The following is a 15,522-nucleotide window of genomic DNA, read 5'->3' on the forward strand; positions in this document are numbered from 1 at the left end:
GGTCGACGTTGGTGAGGTGAACGGGATGCAGCTGGTGGTCTTCGTGGTCTGCGCGGTCGGTGCGGTCGCGGCCGGCGCGGCGGTGTTCCGGGTCGACTCGATGGCCCGGGCGACGTTCGCGTTGCTCGCCTCGTTCGTGTTCGTCGCGGTCGACGTGCTGCTCCTGCACCTGGCGTACCTGGGGGTGCTGGTCATCCTGATGATGATCATGGAGATGGTGGTGATGGCCGTCTTCATGATCATGTACATGATGAACCCGGCCGGGTTGATGCCGATGAGCATGATGCACAACAGGAGAGGCGCGCTGGCGATCTCGGCCGGTACCTTCGTGCTGCTGGCGGCGGGCATCCTGCTGGTCCGGTGGCCGGCCCGGCGCGGCGCACCGCCGGCGGAGCCCACCCGGCAGCTGGGCGAGGCGCTGATGGGCTCGAAGATGCTGGTGATGATGGTGCTCGGGCTGGCGCTGTTCGCGACCATGGTCGCCACCGTGGTGCTGGCACAGCACCGGGGCCGCTACGACCGGTACGGGGACGAGCTGGAGCGCCGGGTCCCGGACGACCCGATCCGCGGCGGGGTGGGCCGATGATGCTGCAGCTGTTCCTGTTGCTCGCCGCGGCGCTGCTGGCGATCGGGCTGTACGGCGCGCTGTCCCAGCAGTCGATCGTGATGATCATGATGGGTCTGGAGCTGATGGTCAACGCGGTCATCGTGGCCGGCGCGGCGGCGTGGTGGTTCCTGGCTCCGCACCGGCCGGACGGCCAGGTACTCGTGGTCGTGGCGATCACCGTGATGGCGGTCGAGATGGCGATGGGGTTCGCGGTCACCACGGCGATCTTCCGGGCCCGCGACGTCGACACCACCGACGCGGCCGCGGACCTGCGCCGATGATCGCCCTGCTGCTGGTCGTGCTGCCGCTCGCCGCCGGGGTGGGGTTGCTCGGCGCCGGCCGGGCGGTGAACCGGATCGCCGCACCGGTGGCGGTAGCCGCCGCGGTGGGGTCGGTCGTGCTGGCGGCGATCGGCGCGGCGACCCGGCCGGCGGTCTCCGTGCCGCTGTTCGCCGGCTCCCCGGCCGGGCTGCGGATCGACGGGCTGTCCGCCGTGCTGGCGCTCACCGTGGCGGCGGTGACCCTGGCGGTACTGGTCTACGCGGCCGGTGAACTGTCCGCGGATCCGGGCCGGTGGCGGTTCTTCGGCCTGCTGCTGGTGTTCGCCGGCGCGATGCTGGTGACCGTCACCGCGACGACGCTGCCGGCGCTGCTGGCGGCGTGGGAGGTCATGGGCGCCACCTCCTACGCGCTGATCGGCTTCTGGCACGCCGACCTCGACCGGGTACGCGGCGGCGAGGTGGCGTTCCTGACCACCCGCACCGCGGACGTCGGCCTGTACCTGGCGGCCGGCGGCGCGGTCGCGGCGGGCGTACCGGGGTTGCGGCTGGCCGGGCTGGCGGCGGCTCCCGGTGGCTGGCGCGACCTGGTCGCCGCCGGCGTGGTGCTCGCGGCACTGGGCAAGTCGGCGCAGCTGCCGTTCAGCTTCTGGTTGTCCCGAGCGATGGCGAGCCCCAGCCCGGTGTCCGCGTTGCTGCACTCGGCCTCCATGGTCGCCGCCGGCGGGTACCTGCTGCTGCGACTGCACCCGCTGCTCGCGGCGACGTCCTGGGCCGCGCCGCTGGTCGCCTGGCTCGGTGCCGCGACCGCCCTGGTACTGGGCGCGGTCGCGGTGGCGCAGCGCGACCTCAAGCAGTTGCTGGCCGCCTCCACCTGCGCGCAGCTCGGGTACCTGGTGCTCGCGGCCGGCGTGTCCACGGTGGCCGGTGGCGCGCAGCAGTTCGTCGCGCACGCCGCGACCAAGAGCCTGCTGTTCCTGTGCGCGGGCGCCTGGCTGACCGGCCTCGGCACCAAGCAGCTGCCCGGGCTGGCCGGCGCCGCTCGGCGGTACCCGCTGGTCGGGGTGGTGTTCACGGTCGGCGCGGTGAGCCTGGCCGGGGTGCCGCCGCTGTCGATCTGGGCGGCCAAGGACGAGATCGTCACCGGCGCGTCGACACCGTTGTACGCGGTCGGGTTGGCGGCCACGCTGCTCGGTGCGGCGTACGCGGGGAAGGCGGTCGCCGCGGTGTGGCGGCGCGGGCCGGGCGACCGCGCGTACCGGGAGCAGCCGGCCGCGCCGGTCACCCGGTCGATGCGGGCGGCGCTGGTACCGCTCGCGGCCGGTGCGGCCGGCCTCGCCACGCTGTCGCTGCCGCCGGTGGCCGCCGCCTGGCGCCGGCTGCTCGGCGTACCGGGGGAGGCCGGCCCGACGGCGGCCGAACTGGTCCTCTCCGGCGCGATCGCGGCGGCCGCGTTCGCCGGGGTCGTCGCCCTGCAAGGGGTTTCGTCGCGCCGTGCGCGCTCGTCCCCCGCCGGACCACCAACCCGCCGAGCGCGCTCGTTCCCGGGCGGACCACCAACCCGCCCTGCGCCGGCCGCGGCGGGAGGACGCGGACAGCCGCGCGGCGCGGTGACGTCGGGCGCGCGACCGGGCGGTTCGGTGGCCGCAGCGAACCGGATGCTGGTCGACTGGCTGTGGCTGGAGCGAGCGGCCGTGCTGCTCGTCGCCCGGCCCGTGCTGCGGCTCGCCCGGGCGCTGGCCACCGTGGACGACCGGCTCGTCGACGGGGGCGTCCGGGCCGCCGCCCGGTCGGCCGCCGTACTGTCCACAGTGGCCGGTGCGGTGGTGGAGTTGCGGGTCGACACCGCGGTGCGCTCGCTCGCGGCCGGAGTGCGGCGGCTCGGCGCGTGGGCGCGGCTGCCACAGACCGGGCAGCTGCACCAGTACTACGCGCAGGCGCTGGTCGGGCTGGCGGTGCTGATCGTGCTGCTGATCGTCTTCGGGTCGAGGTGAGCTCGTGCTGCTGAGCCTGGTGGTGTTCTGGCCGTTGCTGGTCGGTCTCGGGGTGTTGGCGGTGCCGCGACTGCCGGACCGCGCGGTCCGCTGGCTGTGGGTCGCGGCCAGCGCGGTGGATCTCGCGCTCGTGGTGGGGATCTGGATCGGCTACCCGGGCCGGGGCATCGGGTACGAGACGAACCTGCGGTGGATCCCGTCGGTCGGCGTCGGTTACCACGTCGGCGTCGACGGGCTGTCGCTGCCGCTGCTGGCGATGACCGCCGTACTGTTCCTCGCCTGCGCGATCTACTCGCTGCGCCAGCGCACCCGGGTACGCGGGTTCGCCGCGCTGTTCCTGTTCCTGGAGACGGTCAGCCTGGGCCTGTTCGTCTCGCTGGACCTGATCCTGTTCTTCGTGTTCTTCGACCTGTCGATCGTCGGCATGTACTTCGTGATCGCCGGCTGGGGTCACGGCGACCGGCAGCGCTCGGCGCTGAAGTTCTTCCTGTACACCTTCCTCGGCTCGCTGGCGCTGCTGCTGGGCTTCATCGGGCTGTACCTGTCCGGTACCCCGCACACGTTCGACATGGTCGCGCTGACCCATGCCCACCCGCTGACCGGACTCGGCGGTACGTTGGCGCTGCTGGCGATCGGGCTCGGGCTGGCGATCAAGACACCGACGGTGCCGTTCCACACCTGGCTGCCACCCGCGCACACCGACGCCCCGGCGGCCGGCTCGGCGATCCTGGCCGGTGTGCTGCTGAAGATGGGCACGTACGGGTTCGTCCGCATCGCGATGCCGATGCTGCCGGACACCTGGCGCCGGTACGCCCTCGTCGCGGTGGTGGTCGGCGTGGTGTCGGTCGTCTACGGGGCGCTGGTCGCGCTGGCGCAGCGCGACTTCAAGCGGATGATCGCCTACACCTCGGTCAACCACATGGGCTACGTGCTGCTCGCGATCGGCGCCGCCGGGCTGCTCGGCTCCGGTGCCGCGGCGCGCTCGCTCGCCGTCACCGGCGCGGTCACCCAGATGGTCAGCCACGGGCTGATCACCGGCGCGCTGTTCCTGCTCTCCGGTGTGCTGTACGAGCGTGGCGGCACCTACACCATGGACGCCTACGGTGGCCTCGCCAGCCGTACGCCCCGGTTCGCGCTGCTGACCGCGGCCGCCGCGTTCGCCTCGCTCGGCCTGCCCGGCTTCTCCGGCTTCGTCGCCGAGTTCCAGGTGTTCGCCGGCAGCCTCGGGCCGGTACCGGTCGCCACCGCGATCGCCGTGCTGGGCATCCTGCTGACCGCCGCGCTGTTCCTCGCCGCGCTGCGCCGGATCTTCCTCGGCGGCTACCGGGCGCCGGGCGGTGCCACCGTCAGCGACCTGACCGTCGTGGAGGCGGTGGCGATCGCGCCGCTGATGCTGCTGGCGCTGCTGATCGGGGTACTGCCCCGGTTCCTGCTGGACCTGATCGAACCGGCCGCCCGTACCGCGGCGGAGCTGGTCGCGCGATGACCGCCCCGAACGAGCGGCCGGTCGCGCGATGACCGGGATGAACGAGGATCCGGCGGCGCTGCTGCCGGAGATCGCCCTGGCCGTGGCGGCCGTCGTCGGCCTGCTCGCGGGTTCGTGGCTGCCCCGGCGGCGGCAGTGGATCGTCCGGTTGCTCGCGACGATCGCCTGCGCCGTCGGCATCGTCGCCGCCGCCGTCGCGGCCGCCGGACCCGCCCGTACCGTGTTCGGCGGCAGCTACGCGATCGACACCGGGCTGGCCGCCGGCCGGATCGTCGTCCTCGCCGCCACCCTGCTGGTGATCGCGCTGGCCGGCACCGCGGTGTCCGGGCACCGACGGGAGACCGAGTTCGTCGTGCTGCTGGTGCTGGCCGCGCTCGGCGCGGTCGTGCTGGCCGGCGCCACCGACCTGCTGCTGCTGATCGCGGGTTACCTGCTCGCCAGCGTGCCGCTGTACGCGCTGACCGCGTTCGACGCCGACCCGGCCGGCACCGAGGCGGCCCTCAAGTACTACCTGATCGGGGCGCTGTTCGGGGTGGTGCTGATGCTCGGTGTCGCGGCGCTGCTGGCCGCCGGCGGCGGCACCGACTACCCGACGCTGGCCCGCACCCTGCCGGACGCGCCGCCGGTCCTGGTCGCCGCCGGGTTCGTCGGTGTGCTCGGCGGGCTGCTGTTCAAGGCCGGCGGCGCCCCGGCCCAGTTCTGGGTACCGGACGTCACCGAAGGCGCGAGCACGCCGGTCGCCGCGTTCGTCACCACGATCCCGAAGATCGGTGCGCTGATCGCCGCGTACCGGCTGCTCGACGTGGCGCTGCCCGGGGTCGCCGGTGCCCGGCTGCTGGTCGCGGTCGTCGCCGCCGGCACGATGACGCTGGGCAACCTGGCCGCGTTCGCGCAGACCAACCCGCGGCGGCTGCTCGGGTACTCCACCATCAGCCAGGTCGGGTACCTGCTGCTCGCGGTCGCCGCGGCCGGGCACGCCGCGCTCGCGCTGCCCGGCCTCGGCTACTACCTCGCCGGGTACGCGATCACCAACATCGGCGCCTTCGCCGTCCTCGCCGCGCTGCCGTCGTCCACTCTGGACGGTCATCGCGGGCTGTTCGGTCGGCGGCCGGTGCTCGCGCTGGCGCTGGTGGTCTGCCTGCTCGGGCTGGTCGGTACCCCGCCGACGGCGATCTTCGTCGGCAAGCTGTCGGTGTTCACCGCCGCGTTCGACGCCGGCCTGCTCTGGCTGGTCGTGGTCGCGGCGCTCAACACCCTCGCCAGCCTCTACTACTACCTGCGCTGGATCGTGCCGCTGTTCCGGCGCGGCGACGCGCCGCATCCGGTGGCCGGCCGGTGGCCCGCCGCGGTGGCGGTGACCGCCGCCGGGGGTTCCCTCGTGCTCGGACTCGCCGCGCAACCGGTCGTCCGCGCCCTCACCGCCGAGCTGTTGCGCTGACCCGGCCACCGTCGTACGACCGGGAGCCCGGACATCGCGTGGCCTCTCCACCGGGCGTGCGACACCTGGTGACCGGCGTCGTACCGGGAGAGGGGTCGCCGCTCGGGTTCTACCTGCGCTACGGCTTCACCGACACCGGAACGATGTTCGACCACGAGCGGGTGCTGCGACCGCCGGTGCACCCGGCATCGACGCCGTAACGCCGCCCCCGGCCCCACCGTCTGGGTTCCCGCGGGCCAGCCGGATGGCGAGCACGCCACACCGCGCACGGGTCGGTGAGGAGCCCTTCGCCGCCCGGTGTTAACTGGAGTCGCTCCAGTCTTGGTGGCGGAGCGATGGTGATTCTCGACGAGAAAGCCGGTTGGCTATGGCAACGGTGCTGGGCCCGCAGAAACTGGGACCACTGACCCCGCTGGTGGGCGAGTGGGAGGGAAACGTCGGTGTCGACCTGTCGTATCACAACAAGGACGACGAGGCGACCGAGACCGGCTACTTCGAGCGGGCCTCGTTCAAGCCCATTCCGGTCGTCGAGAACGGCCATCAGGTCATGGAGGGCCTCAACTACTCGATGACCGCTTGGCGGCACGGCGAGGAGGCCATGGACCCGTTCCACGACGAGGTCGGCTACCTGCTGTGGGACAAGAAGAACGGCCAGGTGATCCGGTGCTTCGCGGTGCCCCGCGGCCTGTCCATCCTGGCCGGTGGCGACGCCGGTGCGCGGGACCGGACGCTGACGTTCACCGCGACGCCCGGCTCGGACACGTACGGGCTGTCCCAGAACAAGTACCTGATGGAGCGGGCCCGGGCGACCGAGTACGAGAGCGTCTTCACCATCAACGACGACGGCACCTTCGGCTACACGTCCGACCTCGTCCTGGCGCTCGCCGCCACCGGCGAGACGATGCACCACACCGACCGCAACACGCTGCACCTGGTGAAGCGGTACCACCCGAGCGTCGAGTTCGGCTGACCGTTCCGGTGCGCTGACCACGCGGGCGATCACCGCGACTCGGAGTCGGGCACCGGCAGCGCCCGCCGGCGCCGCCGGGCCCGCAGCGTCCGCCAGCCGACGAACCCCGCGACGGCGAGCACGGCGGCGCCGAGCAGGTACAGCTCGTACCGGGTGACGAGGTGTTCGATCTCGGGCAGGTGCCCGCCCGCCAGGTACCCGAGGGTCGACCAGGCGCCCACCCACGCCGCCGCGCCGACCGCGTTGTACGGCAGGAAGCGGCGCCACGGCATCCCGGTGGCGCCGGCGAGCAGGCCGTTCGCCTGCCGCAGCCCCTCCACGAACCGGGCGATCACGACGACCTTGCCGCCGTGCCGGATCATGAACCGTTCCGCCCGCGCCAGCCGGTGCGGGGTGAGCAGCACGTACCGGCCGTACCGGTGCAGCAGCGGTCGGCCACCGAAGCGGCCGATGGCGAAGCCGATGTTGTCGCCGACCACCGCGGCGGCGAACGCGATGCCGGCCACGGCCAGGATGTTCAACCGGCCGTCGTGCGCCGCGATCGACGCGAGGATCAGCACGGTCTCGCCCGGCGCGGGCACCCCGAAGTCCTCCACCAGCACCAGCACCGCCACCGCGAGGTAGCCGTACTGGCCGAGCAGCGCGCCGAGGTCGGCGAACGCCGAGGTCACCGGGCTCGACCTGGCCGCAACAGGCCGGGCACCGCCGGCCGCACCACACGGTACGTGGCCAGCCGATCGCGCAGGCCCATCCCGCCCCCCGAGACCACCACCGTCGTCCCCATTATTACTACACCCAATGTCGTAGCCCAGCGCCGGACCCGGCCGATCGGAGCCGTGGACCACAGGCTCGTGCTCAGGGTTGGCGGGGGCGCGGGGGCGGGTGTTTGCTGGGTGGAACATCCCCGTACGAAGGAAGTACATCGTGCGCGTGAACGCGTATGCGGCACCGTCGGCGACCGAACCGCTGGTCCCGACCACCATCGAGCGGCGCGACGTGGGCGCCACGGACGTCCTGATCGAGATCCGGTACGCCGGGATCTGCCACTCGGACATCCACACCGTCCGCGGCGAGTGGGGCCCGATCACGTACCCGCAGGTGGTGGGGCACGAGATCGTCGGCGTCGTCGCCGAGGTCGGCAGCGAGGTGACCAAGCACCAGGTCGGCGACCGGGTCGGCGTCGGCTGCCTGGTCAACTCGTGCCGGGAGTGCGAGAACTGCCGCGCCGGCATGGAGCAGTACTGCCTGAACGGCAACGTCGGCACCTACGCCTCGGTCGACCGGGACGGCACGATCACCCAGGGCGGCTACTCGACGCACGTGGTGGTCGACCAGGACTTCGTGCTCCGGGTACCGGAGTCGATCCCGTTCGAGAAGGCGGCGCCGCTGCTGTGCGCCGGCATCACCACCTACTCGCCGCTGGCGCACTGGAAGGCCGGCCCCGGCACCCGGGTCGCCGTCGTCGGCATGGGTGGGCTGGGCCACATGGCGGTCAAGATCGCGCACGCGATGGGCGCGACCGTGACCGTGCTGTCGCAGTCGCTGAAGAAGCGGGACGACGGGCTCGCGCTCGGCGCCGACGAGTACTACGCGACCAGCGACCCGGACACCTTCGCGGCGCTGAAGAACCGGTTCGACCTGATCGTCAACACGGTCAGCGCGCCGCTCGACATGGACGACTACCTGCGGCTGCTCCGACTGAACGGCACGCTGGTCATCGTCGGCGCACCGCCGGAGGAGCTGCCGGTGCACGCGTTCGCGCTGTCCGGCCAGCGGCGTTCGTTCGCCGGGTCTGGCATCGGCGGCATCCCCGAGACCCAGGAGATGCTCGACTTCTGCGCCGAGCACGGCATCGCGCCGGAGACCGAGCTGATCTCCGCCGACTACATCAATGAGGCGTACGAGCGGGTGCTCGGCTCCGACGTGCGCTACCGCTTCGTGATCGACATCGCGACGCTGGCCTGATCCGGTCGCCACCGCCGGCCCCGGTCGGCGGTGGCGCCGCCGGCGCGGCTCGGGTTCGGGTCAGTCCGGGAGGTCGGCGATCCGGGTGGAGATCCGCTCCAGTACGGCGAGTTCGTCCCGGCTGAGGTGGTCCAGCAGGCGGCGCCGGACCGAATCGAGGTGACCGGGCGCGGCGGCTTCGAGGGTCCGGAACCCGGCGTCGGTCAGGTGGTAGATCGAGCCGCGGCCGTCGTCGGGGTCGGGTTCCCGTTCGATCAGGCCGCGTGCCTCCATCCGGGCGGCGTGGTGCGACAGCCGGCTGCGGCTCCACTCCATCTTCCTGGCCAGGTCCTTCAGGCCCCAGCGCCAGCCGTCCCGCTCGGACAGCGTGCTGAGCACCTCGTAGTCGGTCGACGACAGTCCCAGCGCGGTCAGGTCGCGGCCCAGCCGGGCCGGCAGCGCGGTGAGCAGCCGCCGCAGCGCCCGCCAGGACCGTTCCTCGTCGGCGTCCAGCCACCTCGTCTCGGTCACCCGACCAGTCTACGTTCTTTTGACATGTCACAGAGACCTGCGCTATGTTCGTTGACATGTCAAAGAATATCCGTACGCTACCGGTCCGGCCGGCGACCGCCCGCGACGCGGCCGAGCTGCTGGTGCTGCAACGCTGCTGCTGGGTCGACGAGGCCATCGCGAACGACACGCTCGACATCGCCGCGCTGCACGAGACGCTGGCCGAGGTCACCGCGGGCCTCGACCGCTGGCACACCTGGTGCCTCCGGTACGACGGGCGGCTGGTCGGCGCGGTCCGGGCCCGGCGCGCCGGCGACAGCTGGCATCTCGGCCGGCTGATGGTCGCGCCGGACCAGCGGGGCGCCGGCCTCGGCCGGGCACTGCTGCGGTACGCGGAGGCCCAGGCACCCGCCGGGATCAGCACGTTCGCGCTCGAAACCGGCCGGCACAGCACCGCCAACATCCGGCTCTACCGCAGCTGCGGCTACCGGCTCGTCGGCGCCGCCGGCCCGGGCGCGGTGCTGCTGACCAGGCCGGCCACCACCCGCCCGACGGCCGCCGAGGGCCAGCCGGCGACCGGAATCGCGGGCTGACCGGGACGGGGACGGTTCAGGGTTCGAGGTCGGTGAGGGCCCGGCCGGTCGGGAAGTCGAGCGGCACCGAGGCCTGGTCGTGCGCGATCAGCCAGTCGTCGCCGACCTTGCGGAAGCAGAACGTGCCGCGCACCCACATCCCGCCGGTGACGGTACCGTCCGCGAGCGTGCCGCGCAGCCGGCCGAAGCAGTGCGCGAACGCCACCACGTCACCGACCTCGACAGCCAGTTCCCGGGTGTCGTAGTGCAGGTCGTCGAGCATCGCGAACGCGCGCTCCCAGTTCTTCAGCTTCGCGTCCACCCCCACGTGCTGCAGTGGCGGTTCGACGTCGAAGGACACCACGTCGGGTGCGTAGCTGCGCCGCAGCGTGTCGAGATCCTTGCCCTCGATCCCCTCGATGACCGCGTCGATCCGCTGCCGGATCGCCGCCTCGTCCGCCTCGTGTCGTGTCGACATTCCCGTCGCCCTTCCGTGCGAGTGGATCCGGAGGTACCGGCGGAAACGGGCCTTCGGCGCGCTGACCGTCGGCACCTCCTGGTTCGATACCGGTACGACGACGCGCGGTCGCCGAACGTCAGGCCTGACATCCGGGCCGGCTGCCTCGTCGTACCTGATGAGAGGTCCGTACGGTCGGCGCCGAGGCGTCCCGGCGCGGGCCGCGGAGCCGACCGAGGGGGCAGCCGAAGCCATGACGACCGACCCGGTGCCGGGGCAGGACGGGGCCGACCCGGACCTGAGCGTGCTCATCGGCGAGCGCCGGCAGCTCATCAGCCTCGCGTACCGGCTGCTCGGGTCGCTGGCCGAGGCGGAGGACGCGGTGCAGGAGACCTACGCCCGGTGGTACGCGATGTCGCGGGAGCAGCAGGCGGCGATCGAGTCACCGGGCGCCTGGCTGAGCCGGGTGGCCAGCCGGATCTGCCTGGACCTGCTCGGCTCGGCCCGGGCCCGCCGGGAGCGGTACGTGGGGGAGTGGATCCCGGAGCCGGTGCCGGACCGTACCGGCTGGGTCAGCGGGCGCACCGCCGTCGAGGACGTGGACCCGGCCGACCGGGTCACCCTGGACGAGTCGATCAGCATGGCGTTCCTGGTCGCGCTGGAGGCGATGACGCCGGCGCAGCGGGTCGCGCTGATCCTGCACGACGTGTTCGGCTACTCGTTCGCGGAGATCGGCGAGATCACCGGCCGCACGCCGGCGGCCTGCCGCGAGCTGGCATCGGTGGCGCGGCGCCGGATCCGTACCGGGCGCCACCCGGTGACGCCGGTGGCAGCGCAGGCGGACCTGGTCCGGGAGTTCAAGCAGGCGTGGCAGGCGCAGGACATCGACGGGCTGGTCCGGCTGCTCGACCCGGACGCGGTGTTCACCGCGGACGGCGGTGGGCTGGTCCGCGCGGCGCTCGAACCGGTGACCGGCGGCGAGCGGATCGCGCAGTACGTCGTCGCGCTGTCCGGCCGGCTGGCCGACGGCATCACGATGACCGAGACCAGTGTCAACGGCCAGCCCGGCCTGATGATCCGGCAACACGACGCCGTCGTGTCGGTGTACGCGTTCGACGTCGCCGACGACCGCATCACGCGCATCTGGGCGGTACGCAACCCGGACAAGCTCCGCCGGTGGACGGTCGGCTGACCGCAGCACCGGTAGGGTCGGCCGCTGGCGTGCCCGCAGCGGCCCCGGCGCGCGAAGCCTCGTCCGGCCCGACGGCCGGTACGAGCGGGGGTGCGGTCAGGCGCGCGGCGGGGTGGCGCTCGGTTCGGCGGCGGGCCAGTCCCAGTCGGTGATGGTGCGGCGCAGCAGCCGGGCCGCGCCGGGCAGGTGGCTGTCGGCGCCCCAGTAGAGCGTGACGGTACGGCGGCAGTCCGGGCTGTCGACGGCGATCCAGACGGCCGGGAGCTGCACCTCGATCCGCCGGGCGAAGCCGGGTACGAGCCCGATGCCGAGGCCGGCGGCGATCAGGTCGGCGATGGCGCTGGGCTCGTCGACCTCGCAGACGATCCGCGGAGTGCGGTTGCGCGCCGCGAACAGCCGGTCGAGCAGCTGGCGCTGCCAGTGTCCCGGCCGGGCGCTGACGAACGGCTCGTCGGCGAGGTCGTCGAGGCGTACCGTCTCGCGGCGGGCCAGCGGATGACTGGTCGCCACGCCGAGGCCGACCGGCTCGTCGAACAGCGGCGTGGACGCCAGCCCGTTCGCCGGGATCGGCTGCGAGGCGACGCACAGGTCGACCTCCTGGGCGCGGAGCCGGCGCGCCATGTCCGCCGCCGGCGACCAGTTGAGCTCGACCTCGACGGCGGGGTGGGCCCGCTTGAACGCGGCCAGCGGGCCGGTCAGGGTCAGGAACGTCTCGGACGCCAGCCGTACGGTGCCGGCACCCTCGGCGGTGGTCTCGGCGACCGCGCGGCGCCCGGCGTCGAGCTCGCCGAGCGCGCGTTCGACATGCTCGCGGAACAGCCGGCCGGCGTCGTTGAGCGTCAGCCGGCCGCCCCGGTCGAACAGCGGGGTGCCGAGCTCCGCCTCCAGCCGCGCGACGGTACGGCTCAGCGACGGCTGGGCGACGCGCAGCTCGTCGGCCGCCCGGCTGAGGTGCTGCAGCCGGGCCACGACCAGGAACTGGCGGAGCGAGTTGAGCTCCAAGATGCCCTCCCTGCCATAACAGCAGTGTCATAACACCATCGCAATATTGGTCTTGGTCAAGATAACGCTCGGGCCATAGCGTCGAACCGTTCGTACCGACGATCGAGGAGGCGCGGTGACCACCGCAGCGAAGACGCTCCCACCCGCCCGGGCGGTGCCGCGGACCGGACCGGCCGGCTGGGTGCTGCGGTCCGTCGTCAGCGCACACGTCGCCGCGATCCTCGCCCAGCCGGTGTTCGCCGGCGTGTACCTCAGCGGCGACTTCGACGCGCTCGGCTGGCACGCGACCGGCGCCGACATCGTCACCACGCTCGGCTACGTCCAGCTGGTGGTCGCCGTCGTGGCCTGGGTACGGCTGCGCCAGCCCGGGCTGTTCCTCGGCACGGTCGCGCTGGTCGCCGCCGAGACGGTGCAGTACGTCGCCGGCATGGACGGCGCGCTCTGGCTGCACCTGCCGCTCGGCGTGCTGACCATCGCCGGGCTGATCGGGCAGTTCGTCGCCGTCTGGCTGCGCCCGCTGCCCCGCGTCGCCCGAGCCGCCGACGACCTGCCGGAGGCCACCGACGAGCCACGCACCGGAACCGGCGGACGAGAAGCCCGACTCACCGGGGAGGCCGGCGATGAGTGAGTACGGCGTGGAGCGACGGCGGGTGTTCGGCATCGGTGGCGCGCTGGGGATGCTGGCCGCGGGCGGCCTGACCGCCTCGACGGTCCTGGCACGCCGGCCGGCGGTCACCGGCGCCGAGCTGCGCAGCGCGGTGCCGCTGCCCGTGCCGTACCGGACGCCGCTGCCGGTGCCGACGGTGCTGCGGCCGGTCGACACCGCGGGCGGGGTGGACCGGTACCGGGTGACCCAGCGCGCGGCGCGGGTGCCGATCCTGCCGGGCGTCGACACGCCGATGTGGACGTACGAGGGGGCGTTCCCGGGGCCGACGATCGAGTCCCGGCGCGGCCGGCCGGTGACCGTCACCTACCGCAACGAGCTGCCGGTGCCGACGGTGGTGCACCTGCACGGCGGGCGGACGCCGGCCGAGTCCGACGGGTACCCGACCGATCTGGTGCTGCCGCGGGGCTGGCGGGACCCGATGGACGGGATGCGGCACCCGGCCGGCATGGCGGGGATGGCCGATCCGCGGGCGGTGGTGACCAGGTCGACCCGCACGCACACGTTCCCGCTGGACCAGCGGCCGACGCTGCTGTGGTACCACGACCACCGGATGGACTTCACCGCGCCGGCGATCTGGCGCGGGCTGGCCGGGATGCACGTCGTCCGGGACGACGCCGAGGACGCGCTGGGCCTGCCGGCCGGGCCGCGCGAGCTGCCGCTGATGATCACGGACCGCGCGTTCGCCGCCGACGGCGGCCTCGCCTACCCGGCGCTGGACCCCACCCTGCGCGAGCGGCCCGGGGTACCGGAGCGCTACCTGGCCGGGGTGCTCGGCGACGTGATCCTGGTCAACGGCGCGCCGTGGCCGGTGCACGAGGTCGACGCGGCCCGCTACCGGCTGCGGATCCTGAACGCCTCCAACGCCCGGCACTACGAGCTGGAGGCGGTCACCGACGACGGGCGGCGGCTCGACCTGGTCCAGGTCGGCGCCGACCAGGGGCTGCTCGCCGCGCCGGTCGCCCAGCGGCGGCTGCCGATCGCGCCGGCCGAACGCTACGACGTGGTCGTCGACTTCGCCGCCGTACCGGTCGGTTCCCGGGTCCGGCTGCGCAACCGGCTCGGTACCGGCCGGACCCGCGAGGTGCTGGCGTTCCGGGTCGCCCGCAAGGCCGCCGACCGCAGCCGGATCCCGCGGGTACTGTCCCGCGACCTGCCGACGTGGCACCGCGGCGACGCCGTCCGGGTCCGCGACTTCGCGTTCCGGGCCGGCCGGATGGACAGCGGGCACGGATGGCTGATCGGCGGGCTGCCGTTCGATCCGGCCCGGTCGGACGTCACCGCCCGGCTCGGCGACGTCGAGGTGTGGCGGCTGATCGCGGACGTGCACCACCCGGTCCACCTGCACCTCGTCGGCTTCCGGGTCCTGTCCCGCGGCGGTCGGCGGCCGCTGCCCACCGACGTAGGCCTCAAGGACACCATCGCGCTGCGCCCGGGCGAGTCGGCGGAGATCATCACCCGCTTCGACGGCTACCGCGGCCGGTACCTGTTCCACTGCCACAACGCCGAGCACGAGGACATGGGCATGATGGCCAACCTCGACATCGTCTGACGCGGCGCCGATCAGCCGCGCGACCCGGCGTGGCCGAGCGCGGCGGCCAGCCCGTCCAGCACGTACCCGAGGCGGCGGGCGAACCGCTCGTCCGGCTCGTCGGCCGGGCCGGCACCGACCCGGCCCAGCTGCGGGTGGTCGCCGGCGGCCACGACCCGGTCGAGGTACGCGGCCTGCTGCTCGCGCCAGCCCGCCTCGCTGAGGCCGGCGCGCCGGCGTGCCTCCTGCCGGCCCCACTCGTCCTGAACGAACCCGAGCGTGAACGCGTCGACAGTACCGATCAGGTCGAGCATCCGGTCCGTGGACAGCCCCAGCCCGGCGACCGCGGCGAGGGCGAACTCGGTACGGGCCAGCGAGTGCGGTCCGAGGCCGGGCCGGGACAGGTAGCCGGCTACCCACGGGTGCTCCCGCACGGTCCGCCGGGTGGACCGGGCCAGCGTGGTGAGGTCTGCGCGCCAGTCGCCGGACGGTCGATCCGGCAGCGGTGCCGCGCCGACGACCTCGTCCACCATCAGGTCGATCAGGTCGTCGCGGGTGGCGACGTGCCGGTAGAGCGACATGGTGCCGGCGCCGAGCCGCTTCGCCACCCCGCGCATGGACAGCGCGTCGACGCCCTCGGCGTCGGCCAGCTCCAGCGCGGCCAGGACGATCCGGGTCGGGCTCAGCGCCGGCTTGGCCCGGTCGGCCCCGTCGGGCAGCCGGGCCCACACCCAGGCAGCCGCCTGCTCCTCGCGTTCCTGCTTCGCCCGCCGATCCGCCATCGCCCCGCCTCGTCTCGTCTCGCCGCCATCTTGCGTGCAGAGTACGCCACGCGTACGCTGCACGCATCAATGCGTACGATGCACGCCTCCGCGTA

Annotated in this window: 16 protein-coding genes and 1 pseudogene; 12 read left to right on the forward strand and 5 right to left on the reverse strand. The window is 73.4% G+C overall.

What is annotated here, in order from left to right; genetic code table 11:
- Nucleotides 1-25 precede the first annotated feature (25 nt).
- The 7 genes and pseudogenes from NUM_RS31470 to NUM_RS31500 all read left to right on the forward strand — a co-directional run bounded on the left by NUM_RS31470 (nucleotide 26) and on the right by NUM_RS31500 (nucleotide 6,773).
- Nucleotides 26-586, forward strand: a complete 561-nt coding sequence (locus tag NUM_RS31470) for an NADH-quinone oxidoreductase subunit J (RefSeq protein WP_207128553.1) — start codon at nucleotides 26-28, stop codon at nucleotides 584-586.
- Nucleotides 583-888, forward strand: a complete 306-nt coding sequence (nuoK, locus tag NUM_RS31475) for an NADH-quinone oxidoreductase subunit NuoK (RefSeq protein WP_207128554.1) — start codon at nucleotides 583-585, stop codon at nucleotides 886-888. The genes NUM_RS31470 and nuoK overlap by 4 nt, the downstream gene beginning before the upstream one ends.
- A pseudogene (locus tag NUM_RS31480) lies at nucleotides 885-2,330 on the forward strand (proton-conducting transporter transmembrane domain-containing protein); the annotation flags it as partial. The gene nuoK and the pseudogene NUM_RS31480, both read left to right, overlap by 4 nt.
- 556 nt (nucleotides 2,331-2,886) lie before the next feature.
- Nucleotides 2,887-4,365: a complex I subunit 4 family protein gene (locus tag NUM_RS31485; protein WP_207128667.1), complete on the forward strand. Its 1,479-nt coding sequence runs from the start codon at nucleotides 2,887-2,889 to the stop codon at nucleotides 4,363-4,365.
- Nucleotides 4,366-4,402: 37 nt separating this feature from the next.
- Complete coding sequence (locus tag NUM_RS31490; protein ID WP_225918980.1) at nucleotides 4,403-5,803, forward strand: NADH-quinone oxidoreductase subunit N; 1,401 nt, start codon at nucleotides 4,403-4,405, stop codon at nucleotides 5,801-5,803.
- A 56-nt stretch (nucleotides 5,804-5,859) separates the two neighbouring features.
- On the forward strand, nucleotides 5,860-6,003 hold the full coding sequence (locus NUM_RS31495; protein WP_207128557.1) for a hypothetical protein: 144 nt from the start codon (nucleotides 5,860-5,862) through the stop codon (nucleotides 6,001-6,003).
- A gap of 167 nt (nucleotides 6,004-6,170) precedes the next feature.
- Nucleotides 6,171-6,773 carry a heme-binding beta-barrel domain-containing protein gene (locus NUM_RS31500; protein ID WP_207128558.1) on the forward strand — a complete coding sequence of 201 codons (603 nt, stop codon included), beginning with the start codon at nucleotides 6,171-6,173 and terminating at the stop codon, nucleotides 6,771-6,773.
- A 29-nt stretch (nucleotides 6,774-6,802) separates the two neighbouring features.
- Here the strand turns inward: NUM_RS31500 and NUM_RS31505 are convergent, their stop codons facing one another.
- Nucleotides 6,803-7,444 carry a DedA family protein gene (locus NUM_RS31505; RefSeq protein ID WP_225918981.1) on the reverse strand — a complete coding sequence of 214 codons (642 nt, stop codon included), beginning with the start codon at nucleotides 7,442-7,444 and terminating at the stop codon, nucleotides 6,803-6,805.
- A 250-nt stretch (nucleotides 7,445-7,694) separates the two neighbouring features.
- Here NUM_RS31505 and NUM_RS31510 point away from each other — a divergent pair, with 250 nt between their 5' ends.
- The gene (locus NUM_RS31510; RefSeq protein ID WP_308440604.1) at nucleotides 7,695-8,738 is read left to right on the forward strand and encodes an NAD(P)-dependent alcohol dehydrogenase; all 1,044 of its coding nucleotides are present in this window, start codon (nucleotides 7,695-7,697) and stop codon (nucleotides 8,736-8,738) included.
- A 60-nt stretch (nucleotides 8,739-8,798) separates the two neighbouring features.
- On the opposite strand, the gene NUM_RS31515 is transcribed toward NUM_RS31510, so the two are convergent.
- Nucleotides 8,799-9,248 (reverse strand): MarR family winged helix-turn-helix transcriptional regulator, encoded by a 450-nt coding sequence (locus NUM_RS31515; protein WP_225918982.1) that lies wholly within the window; start codon nucleotides 9,246-9,248, stop codon nucleotides 8,799-8,801.
- 56 nt (nucleotides 9,249-9,304) lie between these two features.
- On the opposite strand from NUM_RS31515, the gene NUM_RS31520 reads away from it, so the two are divergent.
- The gene (locus NUM_RS31520; protein ID WP_370467096.1) at nucleotides 9,305-9,820 is read left to right on the forward strand and encodes a GNAT family N-acetyltransferase; all 516 of its coding nucleotides are present in this window, start codon (nucleotides 9,305-9,307) and stop codon (nucleotides 9,818-9,820) included.
- Nucleotides 9,821-9,836: 16 nt separating this feature from the next.
- Here the strand turns inward: NUM_RS31520 and NUM_RS31525 are convergent, their stop codons facing one another.
- Entirely contained in the window at nucleotides 9,837-10,277 is a 441-nt protein-coding gene (locus NUM_RS31525; protein WP_207128562.1) for a YybH family protein, read from the reverse strand.
- Between the two features lie 232 nt (nucleotides 10,278-10,509).
- On the opposite strand from NUM_RS31525, the gene sigJ reads away from it, so the two are divergent.
- Nucleotides 10,510-11,448 (forward strand): RNA polymerase sigma factor SigJ, encoded by a 939-nt coding sequence (gene sigJ, locus NUM_RS31530; RefSeq protein ID WP_225918983.1) that lies wholly within the window; start codon nucleotides 10,510-10,512, stop codon nucleotides 11,446-11,448.
- A 96-nt stretch (nucleotides 11,449-11,544) separates the two neighbouring features.
- Here the strand turns inward: sigJ and NUM_RS31535 are convergent, their stop codons facing one another.
- Entirely contained in the window at nucleotides 11,545-12,450 is a 906-nt protein-coding gene (locus NUM_RS31535) for a LysR family transcriptional regulator (RefSeq protein WP_207128563.1), read from the reverse strand.
- A 115-nt stretch (nucleotides 12,451-12,565) separates the two neighbouring features.
- On the opposite strand from NUM_RS31535, the gene NUM_RS31540 reads away from it, so the two are divergent.
- Together NUM_RS31540 and NUM_RS31545 are read left to right on the forward strand one after the other, a co-directional pair.
- Complete coding sequence (locus tag NUM_RS31540) at nucleotides 12,566-13,078, forward strand: hypothetical protein (protein WP_207128564.1); 513 nt, start codon at nucleotides 12,566-12,568, stop codon at nucleotides 13,076-13,078.
- Complete coding sequence (locus NUM_RS31545; RefSeq protein WP_207128565.1) at nucleotides 13,071-14,666, forward strand: multicopper oxidase family protein; 1,596 nt, start codon at nucleotides 13,071-13,073, stop codon at nucleotides 14,664-14,666. Before NUM_RS31540 ends, NUM_RS31545 begins: the two co-directional genes overlap by 8 nt.
- 11 nt (nucleotides 14,667-14,677) lie before the next feature.
- On the opposite strand, the gene NUM_RS31550 is transcribed toward NUM_RS31545, so the two are convergent.
- Nucleotides 14,678-15,427 (reverse strand): TetR/AcrR family transcriptional regulator, encoded by a 750-nt coding sequence (locus tag NUM_RS31550; protein WP_207128566.1) that lies wholly within the window; start codon nucleotides 15,425-15,427, stop codon nucleotides 14,678-14,680.
- Nucleotides 15,428-15,522 lie beyond the last annotated feature (95 nt).

Origin of the sequence: Actinocatenispora comari (genome assembly GCF_017312725.1) — a bacterium.
Taxonomy (GTDB): Bacteria; Actinomycetota; Actinomycetes; order Mycobacteriales; family Micromonosporaceae; genus Actinocatenispora; species Actinocatenispora comari.

Bases quoted from the DNA above. Each gene is read 5' to 3' on its own strand.
- NUM_RS31470 (WP_207128553.1), top strand. From the start codon at position 26: ATGCAGCTGGTGGTCTTCGTGGTCTGCGCGGTCGGTGCGGTCGCGGCC.
- nuoK (WP_207128554.1), top strand. From the start codon at position 583: ATGATGCTGCAGCTGTTCCTGTTGCTCGCCGCGGCGCTGCTGGCGATC.
- NUM_RS31490 (WP_225918980.1), top strand. From the start codon at position 4,403: ATGAACGAGGATCCGGCGGCGCTGCTGCCGGAGATCGCCCTGGCCGTG.
- NUM_RS31500 (WP_207128558.1), top strand. From the start codon at position 6,171: ATGGCAACGGTGCTGGGCCCGCAGAAACTGGGACCACTGACCCCGCTG.
- NUM_RS31520 (WP_370467096.1), top strand. From the start codon at position 9,305: ATGTCAAAGAATATCCGTACGCTACCGGTCCGGCCGGCGACCGCCCGC.
- NUM_RS31525 (WP_207128562.1), bottom strand. From the start codon at position 10,277: ATGTCGACACGACACGAGGCGGACGAGGCGGCGATCCGGCAGCGGATC.
- sigJ (WP_225918983.1), top strand. From the start codon at position 10,510: ATGACGACCGACCCGGTGCCGGGGCAGGACGGGGCCGACCCGGACCTG.
- NUM_RS31545 (WP_207128565.1), top strand. From the start codon at position 13,071: ATGAGTGAGTACGGCGTGGAGCGACGGCGGGTGTTCGGCATCGGTGGC.
- NUM_RS31550 (WP_207128566.1), bottom strand. From the start codon at position 15,427: ATGGCGGATCGGCGGGCGAAGCAGGAACGCGAGGAGCAGGCGGCTGCC.